Source organism: Spongiivirga citrea (assembly GCF_010671565.1).
GTDB lineage: Bacteria > Bacteroidota > Bacteroidia > Flavobacteriales > Flavobacteriaceae > Spongiivirga > Spongiivirga citrea.
Genome location: NZ_JAABOQ010000004.1, coordinates 97142 through 118656, shown reverse-complemented (window position 1 = coordinate 118656; position 21515 = coordinate 97142). Strand labels below are relative to the sequence as shown.

Sequence of the window (21515 nt, the reverse complement as noted above, 5' to 3'; positions counted from 1 at the left end):
AATACAACCCACAGGACAAAATGACGGTTAAAGTCTTGAAAAAACTGTCTTTTTGTCGCTTTGTAAGGTCTAAATAGTAATGTCGACTATCGCACCTATAAAACTAGGTTTAATTGGTTTGATATAGGGATATTAATTAGCTTTTTCATGGCAAAAAGCCCAATAATTTAAAACTTACTTCAACTAAAAGGAAAATAGAATTGCAACCGTAAATAAGAGAGACTTCTTTATTTTTGTGATTGGTAATACAAAATAAAAATATGGGATTTTTTAATAAATTGTTTAATTCTGACGACAGTGGTGAGCGAAGTGCAAAATCTGTTAATTGGATACCTCTTAATGATATGACTCAATTAGACGAGATTGTTGAGGCTTCTAAAACCAAAACCGTAGCGATCTTTAAACATTCAACCCGATGCGGTATAAGCAGTATGGTTATTCGTCAGTTTGAGGGTAGCTATGATATTCCCGAAGACGTAGCCGACGTGTATTACTTAGATCTTTTACAATTTAGACCGATATCTAATGAGATAGCATCGAGATTTGGTGTTTTTCACCAGTCACCACAACTCCTTATTTTTAGAAACGGTGAAGTGGTATTCCATACCTCACACGGCGATATTAGCACACAGCAGCTAGCGGAACGAGTTTAGTTTTCAGTATTCAGTTAGCAGTAGGCAGTAAATAATATTGTTCTTCCAATTATCTAAAAACTCCTCCCTTAAGTAAAGGGAGGTGGCTCCGATTTATCGGAGACGGAGGGATCCCACCCCAGATTAATAAATAATATCCCAACAAAAATCACCAAACTAAAAATGGGTTATCAAGCTAATTAAATAGCTCAATAACCCATTCCTTATTCTAATTGTCACCGAATTAAATCGGCTTCTGATTCAATATACTCTTCAATTTCGCTTTTAAGTCTTCTCCTGTATCATAAACCATTTGCTCATTACTTGGGAAAGGAATTGATCTTGCGTTAATATAGTTCAACAAATCAGTAGCAAGTGCTCTTTTATCACCTTGATAATTAGCATAAATATGTTCGAATATAAATTCGCTTGCTATAGGAAAACTCTCAATTAGTTGCTTTGTATTAAGATCAGTAAAGTTTACGTTAGCTGTAACTTGCGTTGCTTTAAATTGTGTAAACTCATAATACTGGCATGTTACTTTAGTGAATTTTTCCACCTTAATATCATTACCCAAACTGTCTTTTTTTACATTTCCATTGCCGTCTAATTCATAGTCATATCCATCTGGAACTAGTTTTTCTTGAACCAGCTGTCTTTCCTTAATTTGCTCAGGGCTAATGTTGATATTTCTAAAAGCCAATTCCATTTGGTAGTCATAATTAAAGTTTTTCTGCTTTTCATTATGATACTCGCTCCAAAGATCATTTAACTGATAGGTGTCGATACTCATCAACTCTTCTTCTAATCGCTGAGGAATCACAACATCAGACTCGTTCGACATCTTGATCAATACATAATCTCTACCTCTTAGTAAGGCTTCCTTCATTAATTCCCTAGTATTTTTGTAACCAGGATTAACCTTGTTTAAGTACTCAAAATCTTCATATGCCTGTCTGTAATCCAATTTATCATTGGTTTGCATAAGCTTATTGGCATTACCGTATAAATACGATGCAAGTGATTCTTTGGTATTTAAGATGTTATTGGTATAATTTTCCATCTTAAAACTGGCACCAGCAAGTGGTAAAATAGGTCTTATTTTATCCTGTCTTGACTGCAACCTCAAATAGGTGTTATACAACTCCTCTAGCTTAGCAGGGTTATTTTCTTGTGTCAAGAAGTTAACTCGTTCAAGATCTCTTGACGCTGCTTTTGCAAATGCATCTTCAAGCAACACAATGTAAGGTTGCTTTCTCTTCTTGTCTTTGTTTGTTCTTAAATTTCTTAAAGCCGTCTCGATCGCTTGGTCATAATTACCAGTCGCAACCGCCTTTTCGGTTTGTTTCACACTGCTACATGCCACAATTAGGCTAGCAGTTACGAAAAGGAGTAATAGTTGTTTCATCTCTTTTTAGTTTAAGTTATTCAGCTACACTTTCAAATAGGATGCCAAACTGAAAATTAATTTATAAATAATTGATAATCAGTATATTAAAATTTATTTAAATGGAGGTAATAGTTTAGTACTTACCTCTCCGAACCCGACTCTAACATGTTCATTTTGGCAAAATCCTCTGATAATTACAGTATCACCATCTTCAATAAAAGTGCGTTCGGAGCCATCGTTTAAGATTACTTTGTTTTTACCACCCCAGCTTAGTTCTAACATCGAACCGTAGGAGTCCGGTGTAGGACCAGAAATTGTTCCAGACCCCATCATGTCACCAGAATTTACAGGGCAACCATTTACGGTATGATGTGCCAATTGTTGACACATATTCCAGTACATATATTTAAAGTTCGATTTACAAACAACGGTTTCCTTTGCTCCTTCGGGCTGTAGGGAAACTTCTAGGTTAATATCATAACTTTTCTTTCCTGAAAATTGCAAGTACTCCATTGGTTTAGGGTCTTGCTCTGGTGTCGCGACTCTAAATGGTTCTAAAGCATCTAATGTTACAATCCATGGAGAAATTGATGAAGCAAAATTCTTCGCTAAAAACGGACCTAATGGTACATATTCCCATTTCTGAATATCGCGTGCACTCCAGTCATTAAATAACACAACCCCAAAAATATAGTCCTCAGCTTCATTTACAGAAATGGGTTCTCCTAAATTATTAGCATCGGTGGTGATAAATGCCATTTCTAGTTCAAAATCTACTCGTTTTGAAGGACCGAAAACCGGCGTGTCGGCGCCTAGAGGCATGGTTTGACCATTGGGTCTATGAACAGGAATGCCTGAAGGTATAATTGATGAGCTTCGACCGTGATATGCTACAGGAAGGTGTTTCCAATTGGGCATTAATGCATTCTTAGGATCACGAAACATAGTTCCTACATTAGTTGCATGCTCCTTACTACTATAGAAGTCGGTATAATCACCAATCTGAACAGGTAGTTGCATTTCTATTTCATCCATCCTAAAGATGATAATGTCTTTATGAACCTTATTGTCGCGCAGTGCAGGGTTATCCCTATCAAAGATATCACCAATCCGATTTCGCACTAAACGCCATGTCTTTTTGCCATCCGATATAAAATCATTAAGGGTGTCTTGAAGAAAAATATCATCCGTTAATGGAATTTCATCAAAATAACCTAGCTGGTGTAATGCACCTAGATCAATGGCGTGATTTCCGATTCTAGTTCCTATTGTAATTACATCATCTGGCGTTAAAAACACTCCAAATGGGATATTCTGAATTGGGAAATCGGAAGTGGGGTGAACGTCTAACCAAGACCTTCTGTTCGGATTATTTGTGGTATCTGGCATAGTTATATTATAAATATATCAGTTTAAAATACTGATATTTAGTTGGTTAAAGTGTTTTTTAAAAGATTGATTCTTTAATCAATCGTTAAACAATATTATGAAAAAATAGCAACACCATTGGTCTAATTTGCTAGTTTTTAGTGCTGTCTTGATGACAACTCATTTATTTTGAATTAGCATTGCATAATTGTGTATAAAAGGTTAGTATAATTACGAATTATAGGGAATAGTTTTTCTTGGTTTTTGCTAATTTTGCCTTGCACAACATTTATTTATATACGACCTTATTTTATGGAACGCGACGAACAGATATTTGAGCTTATTCAAGCGGAAAAAGAAAGACAACTTAACGGGATTGAACTTATTGCTTCAGAAAATTTTGTTAGTGATCAAGTAATGGAGGCTGCCGGCTCTGTATTGACCAATAAGTATGCAGAAGGCTACCCTGGAAAACGCTATTATGGTGGTTGTGAAGTTGTAGATGAGGTAGAGCAAATAGCGATCGATCGTGCTAAAGCACTATTTGGTGCGGAGTATGTAAATGTACAGCCGCATTCCGGATCACAGGCCAATACGGCAGTATATCATGCATTTTTGAAACCAGGCGATAAAATATTAGGTTTTGATCTTTCACATGGTGGTCACTTAACTCATGGTTCTCCTGTAAATTTTTCTGGTAAGTTATACAACCCTGTTTTTTATGGAGTAGAGCAGGAGACAGGAGTGTTAGATTATGATAAGATAGAAGCAATTGCTAAAAAAGAGCAACCAAAAATGATTATTGCAGGTGCTTCTGCTTATTCACGCGATATTGACTTTAAGCGTTTTCGTGAAATTGCTGATGCTGTAGGTGCCTTTTTATTAGCTGATATTTCACATCCTTCTGGTTTGATAGCGAAAGGGGTTTTAAACGATCCGTTACCACATTGCCATGTCGTTACCACTACTACGCATAAAACCTTAAGAGGACCTAGAGGTGGACTAATCATGATGGGCAAAGACTATGAAAACCCATTTGGACTTACTTTAAAAAGTGGAAAGAAACGCATGATGTCGGCTTTATTGAACGGTGCAGTTTTTCCAGGAAATCAAGGTGGACCTTTGGAGCATATTATTGCAGCAAAAGCAATTGCTTTTCAAGAGGCATTGTCTGATGAGTATATGACTTATATCTTACAAGTAAAGAAAAATGCTGCGGCTATGGCAAAAGCATTTGTGGATAGAGGTTACGATTTAATTTCTGGAGGAACCGATAATCATATGATGCTAATCGACCTTAGAAATAAAAATATAAGCGGTAAAGAAGCCGAGCAGGCGTTAGTGAAAGCTGATATTACTGTAAACAAAAACATGGTCCCTTTTGATGATAAGAGCCCATTTGTAACTAGTGGTATTCGCGTAGGTACTGCAGCAATTACTACAAGAGGCTTGATGGAAACTGATATGGAGGCGATTGTAGAATTAGTAGATGAGGTAATTAACAACTTTGAGGATGAAGATAGACTAGAGGCTGTCGCTGAAAAAGTGAATGCCATGATGGCCGATAGACCTTTGTTTGCTTCGTCTCCAGCTCTAGTGTAGTGAAGATAGAATGAAATATAAGAAAAGCCTCATGTCTCCAAGATATGGGGCTTTTTTTCTTACTATCTCATCATGATAGTATTGATCTTAGCCCAAAGTTCGTTATGAAAAATTGTAGGAACTAAAGAATCATCTGGCGCTTCACCAATTCGGATCATTACTAAATTCTCACTAGGTACGATACTTATAAACTGTCCATTCTTTCCCATAGCTGAAATCAAATCGGTAGGTGCCTCAGCGGATAAACTAGTATTGAAGGCAGTTTCTATACCGGGGAAAATAATTTGGCTTTTACCATTTAACCACCATAAATAACCATAAGATAGATTTAGGTCTTGAGATGTAGTGGTCATTTCGGTAAAATAATTAGCATCATTTAAAATGGAGTTACCACTCCAATTTCCTTCATTCAAAATAAGAAGTCCAAAACGTGCCATATCGCGTGCTGTACTCCAATATACGTTATTGTCTCCCGTTTGTCTCCAGCTACCTGAAAGACCTATGGTCGAACCTAAGCGATTAGAAGTGAAAACATTATATGATTCTCCTGAGGCGTTTTCAACGACATCTTTTAGTAAGGTATAGGGCGCATTGTGATAAAACCACTGGTTGCCGGCATCTTGTTTATATAGCAAGCAAGAAGGATCTGTACAGTTTAGATTATCAATTACATAATCTAGACCTGTAGTCATGGTTAATTGGTTTTTAATACTAATGAGATTTTCTTTTTCAATGGCTAAATTGGTCCATCCATTACCAAGATAATCTGATGTTTTATCATTAATACTAAGCAATCCTTCTTGTTGCGCAATGCCGACTAGCGTTGCAGTTAAACTTTTTCCGGCTGATGCCCAATACCAGTTAGTATTTACATCAAAAGCTCTAGTATTTAAAATATCATTGCCCCAGTATTGTTCTAAAACAATTCTTCCATTTTTTAAAAGAATAAAGCCTCTTGTTTTGTTGTCTTCGAGGTAGGAGTACAGCGATGACAATTCATCAGTATTCCAGGATAGTGATTCAGGGCTTGTGGTTTCCCATTGATCAGAATCTATTTCTGGAAAATACATTGACTCCGAAACTGGATTGGTTACTGTATCATCCTCAGATTCACATCCAATAGATACAATTACACATAAAACAACAATAAGAATTTGGTTCAGAAAATTAAAAGGGCGCATAGGTATTCAATTTTATTCCAGTTTGTTTGACTTGATAATCTTACAAAGGTTTAAAACGTCTGATTTACCAGATTCAGTATATATTTTAATTTTCTTCTTCAAACATTACGGCCTGATAAGCACCTATATCTGGACTAGAAGTACGATCAACACCCAAAATATCTAATGGAACTTCAGATGCAGTTGTCAAACTCCCTTGTCCGATTCCTTCCGAACTAAGTCCGATTTGAAATTGATTGGTATTGGGATCTAGAAAATCGGGATTCACGTTTCGCAACAAGTTTTCGAATAAGCTAGTATCACCAAAATCGTATAAAGGGTTGTCAGCAAACTGATTGTTGACATCATTAAATTGTAAGATACAGTTTGAAAAGTTGTAATTTAGAGTAGCTGCTTCGTTCTGTTGCAAGAATAGCTCTAAGTTATTATCACCCTCGATTATACAATTGGCAAAATTAGCTTGGACAAGGTCTCTAGTGAAAAAATTACCATCTTGTAACTCCACAAAGTTATTGAGCAGCACTGTAGGAAATGATCTAGTGCCTTCAAAGTAGTTTGCAAATGTGCAATGTTTGAAGCTATAATTCCCTCCAATATTTAAAAATGCTGAGGATTGTCCTGCACTACCAAAAACGGTGTTTTCGGCCTCAATTGTTGCTGTTCGCGCCAAAAGGCTAAAACTTGCATGATTATAAAGTTGACTGTTATTTATAACAAGTGTAGGATTTCCTTCTCCATCATTATTGTCAACTAACAAACCGATAGCACCATTTTTTATGGTGGCATAATTTATCTGGTTATTTGTACTACCATCAGTTAACCAAATAGCACCCCATTGACCGGCTGTACTGCTAAAACTAGTTTCTAATCGATCCCCTTCGAAGATGACTTCATTTTCTAGCAGTTCTTGATCGGTACTCAGCATTCCGTTGACTTGAAGACTCCCATTATTTCCAACAATAATACCCGAGTCTCGATGAAAATGAATGCGACTTCCTGCTTCTATCGTCAATATTTTTCCGGCACCAACGGCCGCATATCCGTAGATTACATAAGGCTTTTCATTAGTAAAAGTCAATTCAGAATCATCCAAAATAAAACCTTCAATTTCGGTTTCACTTGGTGTTCCTTCACCTAGTGTAAGACTTTCTGTGGTTCCATCATCAAAGCGTTCAGGAAATAAAAAGATCGCATCTTTCACCAGGGAAACTAGTGTAACCTCTTGTTGATTTGCTCCTTGATCAAATTGAATGGCATCGGTATATAAAAACTCCGTATTTCCGGTTGCAACTTCTTCGATGTCAATAGTAGTCTCAACGAAAACGAAAATGCTATCTTTTGCAAGAACTGTAATATCCTGAAAGTTGGTTCCTGCAACACCATCAACATTTAAACGAATTTTTGAATTTGCTCCTTCCTTTAAGGAGATACTCGGAATTGAGATATCATCATCCGATCGGTTAAAGACTTTTAGATTGAAGGTACTAGAACCAATATTGGTAAATACGGTGTCGAGATATACAGTGTCTTTTGAAAATGTTAGCTGGCCCGAACTTGGAATGGTTTCAAAATCCTTACGACAGGAACTTAAGAATAATAAGAAAAGCAGGACTCCAACATAGAGGGCCGTTTTTCTTAGTGTCACAAAATTCCTCGATTCTATTTTCAAATTCTAATTTTTTAGGTGATTAGATTTAGTTTAAACGAATAATGCGATCATTTCGTTTGACATTCGGGCTGGTTTTTGCGTTTCTTTATTCATCATACACCAATTTGTGACGGTTTTGCAAATAAGAAGTTCTTTTTCTGGGTTTGTGATTTCCACGACACGGGTTGAAATAGCACCTCGCATTTTTTCAACATAGGTGTTAATTACTAACTGTTCACCCAAGAAAGCGGGATTTTTGTATGCAATATGATGATCCATCGCAAACCAGACGACCTCTTTTTTATCCTTTTCTGAAGCAGCTAGTTCCCAATGTTCTTTAGCGATATCCTGTACCCAATGCAAATACCGAACATTATTTACGTGCTGGTTATCATCGAGATCATCCTCTGAAACAACAATATGTTTACTGTGTTTTTTCATTTACTATTTCTCGACTAGCTCAACCTCAAATAGTTTGTCCCAGTATTTACCCGTAACAAATAGTGTCTTTTTTTCGGGATGATATGCGATTCCGTTTAACACATCAAGCTCTGGATGCTGCGATACTTTCTCCTTTAAACCACCAAAATTGATTACACCTTCAACCGCTCCATTCTTAGGATTAATAATTACAGCAACCTCGCGATTGGATTGCCAGGTATTCGCATAAATTTTACCATCGACCCATTCTAACTCGTTAATATCTTTTAAGATTTTGGTATTGGTGCATACTTGAATAGAACCTTCTTCTATTAAGGTATCTGGATTCAAACGCCAAATATGTGCTGTCCCATCTGATTTATATAGGGTAGTACCATCATTACAAAATCCCCAACCTTCTTTACTCTGACCGTATTGAAAACTGCTTTTTTTCTCTAAGGTTTCGGGATCATAAACAAAACCAATTCCCGCTTGCCAGGTTAATGCATATAGTTGATTATTCATAATAGTAATGCCTTCACCAAAATGATTTGCAGCTAAATCAACCTTATTCGTTACAGCTCCGCTTTTCACTTCAACTTTTCTAATAGAAGATTCTCCGCGTTTTCCTGTGCTTTCATATAAGGTGTCCCCTTTAAATTCCAAGCCCTGAGTAAAGGCTTTAATGTCATGAGGATATTCATTAATGATCTTATATCCATATACTTTCGGTTTTATATCAGAAAAAATACTAATTGGTAGTCTTACCAATTCCACAGTATCATCATGATGAACAGAAAATACAATAGTGTGTTTTCCTAAAGAGGCATTTGCTAGTGAAAGCTCGAATTCGCCAGCGGTTGTTTGTTGCTCATTAGTATCGCCTTCAATTTTATAGCTGATAGAATCTACTTCAATAGCATTTTTATTAAGGAGTTTAAAGTTCAAAACATCGCTAGAATTAAGACGTTTCTTTTTGGTGAGTAGTTGAATGTTGAAGTTAGATGCATTCGCATTTTTACCGCCATTACACGACAAAAACAAACCAATAAACAACAGTACGCTACCTATTTTGAAAAATTTCATTCCCTGATTTTAATTTTGAGCAATTTATTCATTTTAAGTGTTAAAAATGTAATTGCAAAGGCTTTTTTAAATTGAAGTATCGATACTTTTTTTGAATTTTTATTAGTCAAATCACACATATTAAAATGAATTGCTATCGGACTATTAAAAAAATCATTTTAGAGGTATGAAACATTGGTCAGGTATTAAAATATAGTATCTTTGCGCCGGGCAAGTCCTACACAACCAGCTCCTGTTGAATCCCCCAGGGTGGGAACACAGCAAGGGTAGACGGTCGTAGCGGTGTGATGTAGGTCGCTTGCCTTTTTTTTGTGCCCTATTTTTAGGTTATGGTTGCCTTATTTTTACTTTTCTTTGCAACCTAAATACATTTCAGTTTTATGTCTAAAGTTGTATTAATAACCGGAGCATCATCGGGAATTGGTAAAAGTATTGGCTTGTTTTTAAAGGAAAAAGGTTTTATCATTTACGGTACTAGCCGAAATCCTGATAAGGTAACGGATTCAGGTGGGCTTAAACTACTTACACTAGATGTAACGAATGAAGATAGTATAGTAAAAGTGGTTGCTACTGTAATTACTGAGCAAGGTAAACTAGACGTTTTAGTAAATAATGCGGGAGTAGGTATAACAGGACCCATTGAAGAAACACCAACTGAGGAAATGCAAAATGCCTTTAATACCAATTTCTATGGCCCAATAAACGTTATGAAAGCGGTTTTACCCCAAATGCGAAAACAGGGTAGTGGACTCATTATTAATATTACTTCGATAGCGGGATATATGGGGTTACCGTTCCGCGGAGTTTATTCAGCAACCAAAGGCGCTTTGGAATTAGTGACAGAAGCAATGCGTATGGAAACCAAAGCTTTCGGAATTCAAATTACAAATTTGGCACCAGGAGATTTTGCGACCAATATCGCATCGGGACGCTATCATACTCCAGTGTATGATGACTCTCCGTATAAAGAAACTTATGGAATGTCTTTAAAGGAAATGGATGCTCACGTTGATGAAGGTGGAGATCCGGATGAAGTGGCAAAACAGATTTTCAAAATAATCAACACCAAGAAACCGAAGATACATTATAAAGTAGGGGCTTTTATGCAGAAATTCTCCATCGTACTAAAAAGAGTTTTGCCAGACAAGATGTATGAGAAATTGTTGGTAAACCATTACAAACTGTAAATAAAAAGCTGTTTTTAGGTGATTGAAATTGGTTGTATCTGATTACTTTTGCAGGATTAGAACATAACTCTAACAATAAGCACAACAACTATGAAATTTTTTATCGATACCGCTAATCTTGATCAAATAAAAGAGGCTCAAGCACTAGGTATTTTAGATGGGGTAACTACCAATCCGTCGCTAATGGCGAAAGAAGGCATTACGGGACAAGACAACATTATTAATCACTATAAAGCGATTTGCGAAATTGTTGATGGTGATGTTTCTGCTGAAGTAATTTCTACAGATTACGATGGGATTATAAAAGAAGGTGAAGCACTTGCTGCTTTGCATTCACAAATTGTGGTCAAAGTTCCTATGATTAAGGAAGGTGTAAAGGCGATAAAATATTTTAGCGATAAAGGGATTAGAACCAATTGTACGCTCATTTTTTCAGCTGGGCAGGCTTTGTTAGCTGCGAAAGCCGGAGCAACCTATGTTTCACCATTTATTGGTCGACTAGATGATATATCGACAGATGGTTTAAACCTGATCGCGGAGATACGTTTAATCTTTGATAACTACGCTTTCGAAACTGAGATTTTAGCGGCATCTGTACGTCACACCATGCATGTAATTGACTGTGCTAAAATTGGTGCCGATGTGATGACTGGTCCACTTTCATCAATCGAAGGTTTATTAAAACACCCGCTTACTGATATTGGTTTAGAAAAGTTTTTAGCTGATTACAAGAAAGGAAACGCTTAGGTTTTCTTCTAAGATAAAACTCAAAACCTTGACTATATAGTCAAGGTTTTTTTTTGGTAGGATCTCTTTCGCAAAAAGAAGTTCTGTACTTACAACCCAAGCCCTATTTTCCTGTCAATTTGGACTATTTTATTTTTTAGTGCCTGATAGGTGATTTTTAAATGAAGAGGTTGATCAACGTGACGAAGTGAAAACTGCGTGAAATTGGTGTATTTGCCAAGTTTAATTTCGCGAATAACTTTATCATTGTCATCAAGGACTTCTATCTTATTAAGATCGGCATTGAGATCTTGGTTAGAGAAGGAAATATCGATCAATTCCCCTTTGACACTATCCCTACGTTTACGTTTTGTAAGTTTAGTTGATTTGCCAAGCCATTCTATAGCGTCTATGTCTTCAAATAGGATATTCTTTAAAATCTTACTTTTTATTGGTTCTTGAGTAAGTACCTTGTAAACGATAGTGGCTTTTATATGAATTCGGTTTGCTTTTTTATGTGGTAGGGTATTACTAATCAGTGATACAGCAAACCCATACTTCGTAACTTGAGAATCTTTAAAATCAATTGTATTTGGATACTCGTTAGATACTTTTTTTAGATCAGTTCTTCTATTGTCTTTAAAGACACTAACATGGCTTAAACTTTCATCGATTCCAACAATTTGTACACTGTCGTTCACTAAAAAAACAAGGTTTATTTTAGGCTGAGTTCTCATTTCCTTGGCAGTATTTGCATATAAGTGTATTGCTGCTAACTCTGCCTTTTGTGCATAGGCTATTGAAAAAATCATCAACATAAGCAATGTAAGAATACGTTCTATACTTTTCATTTTAACCCGAATTAGTGCTTAATTTCTGGTGATAAAAAAAAGAATTTACAATCTGATGGTAAAGAAGTCATAGCGGTATGTTCCTTATTTTTCCATTGCTCCTTACCCGTACGTAAAGTATTTATCTTACCCGAAACTTTAACCTTAATAATATTCCATCCTTGTTTGAAATGTAAATTATGGGTTATTTTTCCTGCATCATTGGGATTAGCAGTCTCCATACTTTTTGTACCCGTAATACTGTTTGTTTCACTAACATATACCCAAAAGGCTGTATAACCATCACCTGGTTTTCCATAGCCAAATGGGGAATTTAGATTTACCACCGGTACTACATCATTGCCCAGACTTAATGTGCCAAGCCTTTTTTCTCCTTGAAAAATATCCATAGTAAATCGGGTTGAAAAATATCCTGTATTAGGATTTGAATATGTCAACCATTCATCTTTGGTCAATACCATTTCGGTTTCATGTTGATGTTGGTTCATTGTTCTTAAAGTAAAAGTATCTATTGCTGGAAGCTTAATATTCACAGTACCGTCACTGGAGATAGTACCCATTTTTAATTCTTCCCATTTCATTTCTTTATTGCGATATCGTGATCTTATTTCAACATTACCAAACGACCAGTTTTCAAATTTTCCTGCCGTATCACTAGCAATTCTATTACGCCAGTAATATTCGTTCATACCCTTTTCTCGAGAAATTTTGTTTTTAGCAGCTAAAGCCTTTTTTTCTTCTTCTTTTTGCTGTTTTCTTCTAAGATTCTCTTCTCTACCTTTTTCTAGAACGGATTTTGGAATCATATCCATTGCATTTTTTGCGCGTTCCATAGCTTCTTTATATTGTGGTAAATTCTTAATACTATCAAGCATACGCTTTGCCTTTTCTATTTGCTCCTGTTGTTCTTGGGTTTGCGAATGCACTTGACCCGTAAACAAAAAAAAGATCGCTATTACTAATATTTTAGCCTTCATAATTTCTAAGGATTTTAATTAAAGATGTTGTTTAATCCTTAGTAGGTTTAAAGGTTTAAAAGGTTAACATTTTGTTCTATTAATTTGGGGTTCGTTCAATAAAAAAGAGCCTTGATAAAAGGCTCTTTTTTATTGTGCAGATTATATTAATTATGGATTAATACCTTGTTTAGGAGTCAATACTTTGCTAGAGGACGAGCCTAAGTAAATAAAGATCACTCCCGTACGATATCGGCTGCTACCTGGCTTTTCTTTTGGAATTCCTACGGCAAGATCCATTTTGCCATCACCGTTAAAGTCTCCGGAAATAAGCGTATCTCCAAAACGATCTCCGGCCTCATCTTTACCAATGCCTACTTGCCCCTTCATGTTTTTCCATGCATTAACCGATGATCCGCCTTTGTATAAAAGAACATTACCACTGGCTTTGGCATTTGCAATTGTTTTACCAGGTACTCCAACGGCGATATCATCTTTACCATCGCCATTAAAGTCGCCACTTGCTAAAGCATGACCAGCTCGATCATTTAGTTGATTACTGTCTAGCCCTTTCTGACCTCCAAAACCTCTCCAAGGAATTGGTCCTGAGTTGGTTCCTTTATAGATTAGAACATCTCCTGATTTCGGACTTCTTCCTGGTGCTTCACCTGGCGCGCCTACTGCTAGATCTTCTTTACCATCACCATTATAATCGCCTGTAGATAAGGAGTAGCCTACCAAGTCACCTGCTTCATTTTTTCCTAGTCCTTTTTGACCATCTAGCCCTTTCCAAGGGTTTAAGCCAGCGCCACTTCCTTTATAGATAAGCACGTCACCAGATTTTGGGCTGGAACCGGGAGCTTCTCCTAAACTGCTAACCGCAAGATCATCTTTTCCGTCTCCATTAAAGTCTCCTGCAGCTAATGCATGTCCGAATAAGTCACCATTTTCATTTTTACCTAGTCCCTTTTGTCCTCCGAATGCTTTCCAAAAGACCAATCCTCTTGAAGTACCTTTATAGGTAGCAACATCTCCAGATCTGGGATTATTTCCTGGAGCTTCTCCTGGAACGCCTATTGCAAGGTCATCTCTTCCATCACCGTTAAAGTCTCCTGCAGCAAGTGCAAAGCCAAATTTATCGCCCTCTTCATGTTTGCCATAGTCTTTTTGACCGAGCCCTTTCCAAGCAACCATTTTACTTTCTGTTCCTTTAAATATCATGACATAGCCAGCCTTAGGATTTCTTCCTGGCCGTTCAAATGGAATGCCCACCGCCAAATCATCAAAACCATCTTTATTAAAATCTCCTGCTGCTAGCGAATAACCAAAACGATCGCCATTTTCGTTTGCGCCTAGGAAAGTTTGATCAATGGTATGCCAATATTTTAGCTTACCACTTCGGTCACCTTTATATAGGAATACTCGCCCCTTACTTCCTTCGCTAGTTGAAGAACCAACAGCCAGATCATCTAAGCCATCATTATTGAAATCACCTACTGCAAAACTACTTCCGAAATTTGAAATTTCTCTTTTTGGCGGACCATATAAATAACGTACACCTACGATATCATCTTTTGTCAATTTGCCTTTGTTATTCCAGTCTGTACTGCAGTAATTCATAACGGATTCGGCATCATAAGTTGTGACTTTCCAATCTCCAGAAGTACCTTGTTTTTGATCACTGCAAAGTTTGTCAGGGACATCATTTCTATTTTGCTCATGCGCAAAACTTAGAGCATGACCAAATTCATGAACTGCAATCGCTTTGATGCAGTATTCGCGACTTGTTTTACAATCTTTACCCCAATTATTGAATGAGAAATTTAAGCTCATTCCATTTTTTTTGTTTCTTAATGATGTACCAAGTCCCTTGACATGAGGACTATTTTTGCTATCCTGAATAATAATACGTATTCCTTCTCCTGAGCTAGAACAGTTTCCCCAACCTACAAATTTTACATTGCTTTGTTTTTCCCAAGTATCTTTTACAGCGGCTTTTACCCAATCTCGTTCCTTCTTATTACTTGCTGTTGCATTCTCCCAACAAACTTTGATCACCCTACTAGACCAAATTTTTGATTCTTGCGTTACTAGTTGTTGTTGAATGGTAACTGTCTCGCCCTCTTGTGCTTTACTTAAGAATGGAAATAACATAAGACAGCCCCAAATTAATAGTTTTTGTGTTTTCATAGTTTCTAGATTTTTAATTTAGTATTTCGTGTATATCTTCTTTGATTCGTTCTCGGTTAACACCATGATAAAAGTGCTTGTAATTAGCTCGGATAAAATGAGGACCAATTACTTTAAAGGAAGTAGATCCAATATCAGATGTATGACCATACGGTAAGTCAACATAGTTGCCTGTAATGTTAAGTCCGTTTCGTTCTCCAATAAATAAAGTGGCGAATTGTGGTCTGGAATGTGATGTTTTCCTACCACCAACAGTATATGTAATTAGTTGTTTGCCAGAATCTAAAATATATTCCTGACCAACATTTTGAATTTTCCACCGTCCTGTTAGGTTATTTAATGTATTACCTCGATACCAAGCTCTGTTGTCTATAGGTAATTTCGCTGGGAGTGTAGCGATACGTCGTAGGCTTTTGAAGTTAAACTGATTACTGGCGGAAGTCTCAAGTGTTAACATTTGTGTGCTGCCACTACCGCTAATTTTAAAGGTAAGGTCTCCACTTCCTTTTGCTTTACCCTTTGGAATGTAGTGGTATTTAACTTCTAGTCTATTTCCAGATACCTGACCGATCCATACGGAACTGAATCTGCGATCATAACGATCGGCTAAGGCATATACTTGATTTCCAATTTGTCTGATACTTACTATAGAACCATCATCAGCTTTGAAAAACTTTTGTAATTGTACCTTACCCGTTGCAAGGTTTGTTTGTAAATCTACCTTGGTTGGTATTGAAATTAGCCGCCCCTTTGATATCTGTTGCGCATGACTGCTTACTACAAAGCAAAGGACGCTTATAAATGTCACTATCGTTTTCATAATTTCTAAGGATTTTAATTAAACATGTTGTTCAATCCTTAGTGAGAAGAAAAGTCTAAAAGGTTAACATACCATGGAAAATCTAGAGAGTTTAGGAAATAAAAAAGAGCCCGAAAAGGCTCTTGTAAAATATCACTGATACTATTAAAATATTATTTCCGACTTACAATAGCACGATCGGCAGTAAGTTCGAATAATTGTCGTTCAAAATTGGCATCAAACAGATTAGCAAAAGCATTTACAATCTGCCCTTTACCATCAACAATAATCGTTTTATGAATACGAGGAATTATTAATTTTTCGCGCATTTCACTGTAGTTCTTGGATCTGAATTGTGTCTTCTTGTCAAATGAAGTTGTAGCTAGTGTTTGCAACCATTTTTCGTGATCACTGTTTATATTAATTCCCACAAATTGAAGATGTGGAAATCTATTTTGATATTTATTAATCTTTCTATTTAAACTACGTAAATGTCGTTTGCTATATATAGACCAGAAGTAATAAATGGTACCATCATCATTTGGGCCAACATCAAAAATGGCAAGGTCTTTGCCATTTGCGTCTACTAAGGCTACTGGGGGTAATGGCTTCCCTTTTTGTACGTTTTGAATATTGTGGTATAAATCGTCTATTTCCCGATCGTACTGCGGATTAGTTGAATACTTAAAGAACATAGTTAAAAACTTCTCGTCATTAACATGCTCATGATTATCGAAGAGATAGGAGGTAGCTGTATGTCTTAAAAGTATATTCTTAACCTTATCTTCCTTTACAACACTATCAATTAATTGCATTTTATGCGTATTGTAGTGCAATGACTTTCGCAAAGCGCCTTGATCGCATACTTTCTTACAGGTTGAATAGGTTGAATTATTTACATAGGATTTTAAATAATTAATATACTCTCTGTAGTGTCCTAAGACCTCACTATTGAAATTGACATTGTTTCTAAAAGAATAAAAACTAGCGGGAATTTGAGCCACTTTACCTTTTCCAAAGCGGTTCTTGTGTGTGAATGGATATAATTCTTTTGTTTCGTAATGTGGGTAATTAATAGTCGCTAACAATAGCTCTTTGGCGTTATCTGAAATTTCATTTTCAAGTGAGAATTTTTCAAATTTCGTAAGCTTTAATTCTTGCATAGAGTCCACTGCCGTGGTAAAATCTTCTGGAGCTCTTTTATATAGGCTGTAAGTAAAATCTTCTTCGCTTTCATGAGTCAGGTACATATCAACCAAAAAGTTGTTTTTTTCGCCCCCTTTTCCTGAAAAAACAAGCGATTCATCGAACTCAAAAGTATTCAAGCGAATAAGAATACTATCATTTGGTTCAACATGAACATATTGATACTCCGGACTGTGATAGAAATGATATATACCAGGTACGACTGAATCAATTTCAACTAAAAACCGATTGTTCTTATCCAATTGGATAGTGTCGATTAATACATTCTCTTTAAAAAGTAATAAAAAGTCCTCGTTAGGGTTAACAATTTGCCCACCAAAATAGGCGACATCGTTTTTCTGGTCGGTAGAGTTACCGCAAGAGATTAGTAAAGGAATAAGAATAAAAAAGTATAAGTGCTTCATATGCAATTGCTTAGCTGAAAGCATGGCGATATACTGTAATGTTTCAAACAAATCTAATTAACCACTTTAAACACCGCTGTTAATAGGCTGTTAAACTTCTTTCGGAAAAGTTAAGATAAACATGGCTTTAAACTTGATTTTAAATACTTTTGCATTCTGAAAAAAGTACGAAAGAAAAACTATGTTATCAGTTTCAAATTTATCAGTCCAATTTGGCAAGCGTGTATTATTCGATGAGGTGAATACAACCTTTAATCAAGGAAATTGCTACGGAATTATCGGAGCGAATGGTGCAGGGAAATCAACATTCTTAAAAATCCTTTCTGGTAAGCAAGATCCTACTTCTGGGCATGTGCACTTAGAACCTGGAAAACGAATGTCTGTTCTTGAACAAAACCATTATGCTTATGACGAGTTTAATGTTTTGGAAACGGTGATCATGGGTAACAAGCCCCTGTATAAAATCAAAAAAGAGATCGATGCTTTATATGCCGATTATTCTGATGAGAATGCCGAGAAGATAGGAGAGTTACAAGTTCAGTTTGAAGAAATGAACGGTTGGAATGCCGATAGTGATGCAGCAGCTATGTTATCAAATTTGGGTATTAAAGAAGAGCTACATTATACATCTATGGCTGATCTTGATGGTAAACAGCGTGTTCGTGTTTTAATTGCCCAAGCGTTATTCGGTAATCCAGATGTATTAATCATGGATGAGCCTACCAACGATTTAGATTATGAAACGATTGCTTGGTTAGAAAATTTCTTAGCGAATTACAACAACTGCGTAATTGTAGTAAGTCACGACCGTCACTTTTTAGATGCGGTTTGTACGCACATATCTGATATCGATTTTGGAAAGATCAATCACTTTTCAGGAAATTACACTTTCTGGTATGAGTCTTCTCAGCTTGCAGCTAGACAACGAGCACAACAAAACAAAAAGGCGGAGGATAAGAAGAAGGAATTAGAAGAATTTATCCGTCGATTTTCTGCGAATGTTGCCAAATCAAAGCAAGCGACTAGTAGAAAGAAAATGATCGAAAAACTAAATGTTTCTGAGATCAAACCGTCGAGTCGCCGTTATCCCGCAATTATTTTTGAAAGAGATAGAGAAGCAGGGGATCAAATTTTAAATATTGAAGGATTAAGCGCATCGCTTGATGGAGATACATTATTTAATAATGTAGATATCAATCTATCAAAAGGGGATAAGGTTGTTGTATTCTCTAAAGATAGTCGAGCAACGACGGCCTTTTATCAGATAATTAATGGAAAACAAAAAGCTGATGCTGGCGAATACAAATGGGGAGTGACCACTACCCAATCGTATTTGCCGCTTGACAATTCTGAGTACTTTGACAACAATTTAACCTTGATCGATTGGCTACGTCAGTGGGCAACGACGGAAGAAGAACGTGAGGAAGTTCATATTCGTGGATTTTTAGGAAAGATGATCTTTAGTGGTGAAGAGGCGTTTAAAACCAGTAATGTATTATCGGGTGGAGAAAAAGTACGTTGTATGTTATCTAAAATGATGATGGTACGAGCTAACGTATTAATGTTAGATGAACCTACGAATCATTTGGATCTTGAGTCAATTACCGCCTTCAATAACTCTTTAAAGAATTTCAAAGGAACGGTTTTGTTTACGACACATGATCATGAGTTTGCACAAACGGTAGCAAGTCGAGTTATCGAATTAACTCCAAATGGTGTAATTGATCGTTACACTACTTTTGATGAGTATATGAGTGATAAAAAGATTAAGGAATTGAGAGATAAGATGTATGCAGTGACAGCATAAAACCCTCAAATAAAATAGGTTAAAAACCCCGCTAAAGCGGGGTTTTTTATTGAATCTGGTTTGGATATTTATTGGTATGATAGTTGAAAATTAATGTTATTCATAATTTTTAGCTCATAAAATAAGAAAAGTGAATTTTTTTAAGAAAATTTAACTAAATTCCGAATTGAATTTTAACAAACTAAAACTAAACCAAATGAAAAAAACTACCCTGTCGGTATTGACCGCTGTATTGTTGTTATTTGCCTCATGTACCTATGAAGAGGTGAACGATCAAACTTCCCCCGAAGCCATTGATGTTGTAGATCAGGATAAGCCGTTAAGCATCGACCAGATTAATAGTGCGATTCAAGAAAAGTTAGATAGTAAAGGCAGTTTTGACTGGACCGAAGCAAGTGATCATTTATTATGGAGTGCTACACAGCACAGTAATAATTTACTGACTGTAGGCTATGGTGAAAATGGAGAAAGTTTTAGTACTGCTAAAGGACAGGCTTTAGAAAATATTAAGTCGGAAATATTGAATACCATTTTAAGAACATCGACTTCAAAATCAACTGAAGATATTTTAATTTATGACGATGAGATTTTAAATTATATCGATGTTACCGTTACTACATTAGAAAGTATTACAGCCTTAAGACAAAATGAGCAAATCCGATATTTAGAGCCAGAAGGATATCGCTTTTTTACGCTTGCACAGAATCCTGAAACAGGGCGCTCTTCGGCTGGCTGTAGCCAAAGTAATGTCAATATACCTTCTGCAGACTATGGAACCAATGCCAATGGAGCAAAAATACCATGGAACTACTATGACCATAAGATAGATCAAGCTTGGGCTTATAGTACTGGACGTGGCATCGGAGTTGGTGTTATTGATACTGGTTTATCACCAAATCAGCCATTGTTAGGATCTCGTTTTGATGACTTTTATAGTGGTCGTTATGTCCAAAAATATGGGACTTATGTCGACTCATTTTGGTGGTGGTCTACAAAGACTGATGGCCCGAATGATCGCTGCGGTCATGGTACAAGTGCTAGTGCAGCTATTGCAGCACCAAATAACAATACTGGTGATTTCCTTGGTGTTGCTTATGAGAGCAACCTAATATCATATAGAGGTACAAGTGATGTAGTATTAGAAGGATATCACGAACGCAAAGGAGTAGCGAATGCACTTAAAGCATTGGGTAACAGATCAGATGTTAAGATTATTTCAATGTCTATTGGTTATCCATGGTCAATTGGCAGAATTAAGGATGCCTTGCGTTATGCGCATTCTCGAGGAAAAATGATCTTTGCTGCCGGAGGAACATCAACAAATTTCACGAACTGGTATGGCGTTATTTTTCCAGCCACAATGAGTGAAACGGTAGCTGTAACTGGAGTGGAAGAAAGAGCGCAATACGACCGATGTGATATTTGTCATGATGGTAGTAAAATCGACTTTACCATCATAATGGAACGCAGTAACAACAATCACCAACCAGTAGTCGGGTTTAATAATGGTGAATCAAGTAGTTTCGGCGGATCATCAACTGCAACCGCTACAACAGCTGGAATTGCGGCATTGGTGTGGGCCAAAAACCCATCGTGGAATAGAGGACAGGTGCTTCAGCGTTTAAAGGAATCAGGAGATTTCTATCCGAATAGAAGCAGTCGTTATGGTTATGGTAATATTGATGCTTTAAAAGCTGTTAGAGGATTTTAATAACACTTATCACCCTGAATTCATTTCAGGACCTCATCAAATAGGTTATTAATAACTAAAATAAAAAGTCCGACTGATTGAAAATTAGTCGGACTTTTCTATATCAATTTGTAATGAAATTTCTAAAACTCTGAGCTAATCTCCTGTACAACAGGCACCGCCTTATCCAACTCATCTTTATGCACAAAAATTTGTTGCATTGCAGCTGGAGCAGCAAATGCGGCAAGTCTTGCAGATTCTCCTTCATCTTTTACAACCGCAGAAATACCAATTTCTTCTAATCGGCTTAAAATTGATTGTACTTGGGCAAAATTCCCAGTATAAACACGGGTATAATTAGAATCTGTCATA

Annotated in this window: 18 protein-coding genes and 1 other RNA gene; 7 read left to right on the top strand and 12 right to left on the bottom strand. The window is 36.5% G+C overall.

The features are described 5' to 3' along the window. The first annotated feature begins 260 nt into the window (after nucleotides 1-260). On the top strand, nucleotides 261-653 hold the full coding sequence (gene ytxJ / locus GWK10_RS09910; RefSeq protein WP_164032139.1) for a bacillithiol system redox-active protein YtxJ: 393 nt from the start codon (nucleotides 261-263) through the stop codon (nucleotides 651-653). Nucleotides 654-876: 223 nt separating this feature from the next. Here ytxJ and GWK10_RS09905 read toward each other — a convergent pair whose 3' ends face one another. Both GWK10_RS09905 and fahA read right to left on the bottom strand, forming a co-directional pair. Continuing rightward, nucleotides 877-2040, bottom strand: a complete 1164-nt coding sequence (locus GWK10_RS09905; RefSeq protein WP_164032137.1) for a hypothetical protein — start codon at nucleotides 2038-2040, stop codon at nucleotides 877-879. A 93-nt stretch (nucleotides 2041-2133) separates the two neighbouring features. Further along, on the bottom strand, nucleotides 2134-3411 hold the full coding sequence (gene fahA / locus GWK10_RS09900) for a fumarylacetoacetase (protein ID WP_164032135.1): 1278 nt from the start codon (nucleotides 3409-3411) through the stop codon (nucleotides 2134-2136). Nucleotides 3412-3702: 291 nt separating this feature from the next. On the opposite strand from fahA, the gene glyA reads away from it, so the two are divergent. Continuing rightward, complete coding sequence (gene glyA / locus GWK10_RS09895) at nucleotides 3703-4992, top strand: serine hydroxymethyltransferase (protein ID WP_164032133.1); 1290 nt, start codon at nucleotides 3703-3705, stop codon at nucleotides 4990-4992. Between the two features lie 62 nt (nucleotides 4993-5054). Here the strand turns inward: glyA and GWK10_RS09890 are convergent, their stop codons facing one another. The 4 genes from GWK10_RS09890 to GWK10_RS09875 form a co-directional block, all read right to left on the bottom strand. Then, entirely contained in the window at nucleotides 5055-6173 is a 1119-nt protein-coding gene (locus GWK10_RS09890) for a serine hydrolase domain-containing protein (protein WP_164032131.1), read from the bottom strand. 85 nt (nucleotides 6174-6258) lie between these two features. Further along, nucleotides 6259-7842 carry a hypothetical protein gene (locus tag GWK10_RS09885; RefSeq protein WP_239540739.1) on the bottom strand — a complete coding sequence of 528 codons (1584 nt, stop codon included), beginning with the start codon at nucleotides 7840-7842 and terminating at the stop codon, nucleotides 6259-6261. Nucleotides 7843-7872: 30 nt separating this feature from the next. Next, nucleotides 7873-8262: an acyl-CoA thioesterase gene (locus GWK10_RS09880; protein WP_164032129.1), complete on the bottom strand. Its 390-nt coding sequence runs from the start codon at nucleotides 8260-8262 to the stop codon at nucleotides 7873-7875. A 3-nt stretch (nucleotides 8263-8265) separates the two neighbouring features. Further along, complete coding sequence (locus GWK10_RS09875) at nucleotides 8266-9327, bottom strand: glutaminyl-peptide cyclotransferase (protein WP_164032126.1); 1062 nt, start codon at nucleotides 9325-9327, stop codon at nucleotides 8266-8268. Nucleotides 9328-9535: 208 nt separating this feature from the next. Between GWK10_RS09875 and ffs the strand changes: the two genes are divergently transcribed. The 3 genes from ffs to fsa all read left to right on the top strand — a co-directional run bounded on the left by ffs (nucleotide 9536) and on the right by fsa (nucleotide 11261). After that, nucleotides 9536-9634: signal recognition particle sRNA small type (gene ffs / locus GWK10_RS09870), an RNA gene on the top strand. Between the two features lie 73 nt (nucleotides 9635-9707). Beyond that, a complete protein-coding gene (locus GWK10_RS09865) occupies nucleotides 9708-10514 on the top strand; it encodes an SDR family oxidoreductase (protein ID WP_164032124.1) in 807 nt (268 codons plus the stop codon). Between the two features lie 90 nt (nucleotides 10515-10604). Next, entirely contained in the window at nucleotides 10605-11261 is a 657-nt protein-coding gene (gene fsa / locus GWK10_RS09860) for a fructose-6-phosphate aldolase (RefSeq protein WP_164032122.1), read from the top strand. Nucleotides 11262-11350: 89 nt separating this feature from the next. Here the strand turns inward: fsa and GWK10_RS09855 are convergent, their stop codons facing one another. The 5 genes from GWK10_RS09855 to GWK10_RS09835 form a co-directional block, all read right to left on the bottom strand. Beyond that, nucleotides 11351-12091 (bottom strand): hypothetical protein, encoded by a 741-nt coding sequence (locus GWK10_RS09855; protein WP_164032120.1) that lies wholly within the window; start codon nucleotides 12089-12091, stop codon nucleotides 11351-11353. A gap of 11 nt (nucleotides 12092-12102) precedes the next feature. After that, complete coding sequence (locus GWK10_RS09850; protein WP_164032118.1) at nucleotides 12103-13068, bottom strand: hypothetical protein; 966 nt, start codon at nucleotides 13066-13068, stop codon at nucleotides 12103-12105. Nucleotides 13069-13218: 150 nt separating this feature from the next. After that, nucleotides 13219-15237: a M57 family metalloprotease gene (locus GWK10_RS09845; protein ID WP_164032116.1), complete on the bottom strand. Its 2019-nt coding sequence runs from the start codon at nucleotides 15235-15237 to the stop codon at nucleotides 13219-13221. A gap of 13 nt (nucleotides 15238-15250) precedes the next feature. Next, the gene (locus GWK10_RS09840) at nucleotides 15251-16057 is read right to left on the bottom strand and encodes a hypothetical protein (protein ID WP_164032114.1); all 807 of its coding nucleotides are present in this window, start codon (nucleotides 16055-16057) and stop codon (nucleotides 15251-15253) included. Between the two features lie 152 nt (nucleotides 16058-16209). After that, on the bottom strand, nucleotides 16210-17646 hold the full coding sequence (locus GWK10_RS09835; RefSeq protein WP_164032112.1) for a TlpA family protein disulfide reductase: 1437 nt from the start codon (nucleotides 17644-17646) through the stop codon (nucleotides 16210-16212). 181 nt (nucleotides 17647-17827) lie between these two features. Here GWK10_RS09835 and GWK10_RS09830 point away from each other — a divergent pair, with 181 nt between their 5' ends. Both GWK10_RS09830 and GWK10_RS09825 read left to right on the top strand, forming a co-directional pair. Further along, nucleotides 17828-19453: an ABC-F family ATP-binding cassette domain-containing protein gene (locus GWK10_RS09830; RefSeq protein WP_164032110.1), complete on the top strand. Its 1626-nt coding sequence runs from the start codon at nucleotides 17828-17830 to the stop codon at nucleotides 19451-19453. A 196-nt stretch (nucleotides 19454-19649) separates the two neighbouring features. Beyond that, a complete protein-coding gene (locus GWK10_RS09825; RefSeq protein ID WP_164032108.1) occupies nucleotides 19650-21164 on the top strand; it encodes a S8 family peptidase in 1515 nt (504 codons plus the stop codon). Between the two features lie 122 nt (nucleotides 21165-21286). On the opposite strand, the gene GWK10_RS09820 is transcribed toward GWK10_RS09825, so the two are convergent. Next, nucleotides 21287-21514 carry a putative signal transducing protein gene (locus GWK10_RS09820; RefSeq protein ID WP_164032106.1) on the bottom strand — a complete coding sequence of 76 codons (228 nt, stop codon included), beginning with the start codon at nucleotides 21512-21514 and terminating at the stop codon, nucleotides 21287-21289. Nucleotide 21515 lies beyond the last annotated feature (1 nt).

What these genes read in the sequence shown, in the direction of transcription:
- GWK10_RS09830 (WP_164032110.1), top strand. Translation starts at nt 17,828, where the DNA reads ATGTTATCAGTTTCAAATTTATCAGTCCAATTTGGCAAGCGTGTATTA.
- GWK10_RS09845 (WP_164032116.1), bottom strand. Translation starts at nt 15,237, where the DNA reads ATGAAAACACAAAAACTATTAATTTGGGGCTGTCTTATGTTATTTCCA.
- GWK10_RS09865 (WP_164032124.1), top strand. Translation starts at nt 9,708, where the DNA reads ATGTCTAAAGTTGTATTAATAACCGGAGCATCATCGGGAATTGGTAAA.
- GWK10_RS09850 (WP_164032118.1), bottom strand. Translation starts at nt 13,068, where the DNA reads ATGAAGGCTAAAATATTAGTAATAGCGATCTTTTTTTTGTTTACGGGT.
- ytxJ (WP_164032139.1), top strand. Translation starts at nt 261, where the DNA reads ATGGGATTTTTTAATAAATTGTTTAATTCTGACGACAGTGGTGAGCGA.
- GWK10_RS09820 (WP_164032106.1), bottom strand. Translation starts at nt 21,514, where the DNA reads ATGACAGATTCTAATTATACCCGTGTTTATACTGGGAATTTTGCCCAA.
- GWK10_RS09875 (WP_164032126.1), bottom strand. Translation starts at nt 9,327, where the DNA reads ATGAAATTTTTCAAAATAGGTAGCGTACTGTTGTTTATTGGTTTGTTT.
- glyA (WP_164032133.1), top strand. Translation starts at nt 3,703, where the DNA reads ATGGAACGCGACGAACAGATATTTGAGCTTATTCAAGCGGAAAAAGAA.
- fsa (WP_164032122.1), top strand. Translation starts at nt 10,605, where the DNA reads ATGAAATTTTTTATCGATACCGCTAATCTTGATCAAATAAAAGAGGCT.
- GWK10_RS09905 (WP_164032137.1), bottom strand. Translation starts at nt 2,040, where the DNA reads ATGAAACAACTATTACTCCTTTTCGTAACTGCTAGCCTAATTGTGGCA.
- fahA (WP_164032135.1), bottom strand. Translation starts at nt 3,411, where the DNA reads ATGCCAGATACCACAAATAATCCGAACAGAAGGTCTTGGTTAGACGTT.
- GWK10_RS09890 (WP_164032131.1), bottom strand. Translation starts at nt 6,173, where the DNA reads ATGCGCCCTTTTAATTTTCTGAACCAAATTCTTATTGTTGTTTTATGT.
- GWK10_RS09835 (WP_164032112.1), bottom strand. Translation starts at nt 17,646, where the DNA reads ATGAAGCACTTATACTTTTTTATTCTTATTCCTTTACTAATCTCTTGC.
- GWK10_RS09855 (WP_164032120.1), bottom strand. Translation starts at nt 12,091, where the DNA reads ATGAAAAGTATAGAACGTATTCTTACATTGCTTATGTTGATGATTTTT.
- GWK10_RS09880 (WP_164032129.1), bottom strand. Translation starts at nt 8,262, where the DNA reads ATGAAAAAACACAGTAAACATATTGTTGTTTCAGAGGATGATCTCGAT.
- GWK10_RS09825 (WP_164032108.1), top strand. Translation starts at nt 19,650, where the DNA reads ATGAAAAAAACTACCCTGTCGGTATTGACCGCTGTATTGTTGTTATTT.
- GWK10_RS09840 (WP_164032114.1), bottom strand. Translation starts at nt 16,057, where the DNA reads ATGAAAACGATAGTGACATTTATAAGCGTCCTTTGCTTTGTAGTAAGC.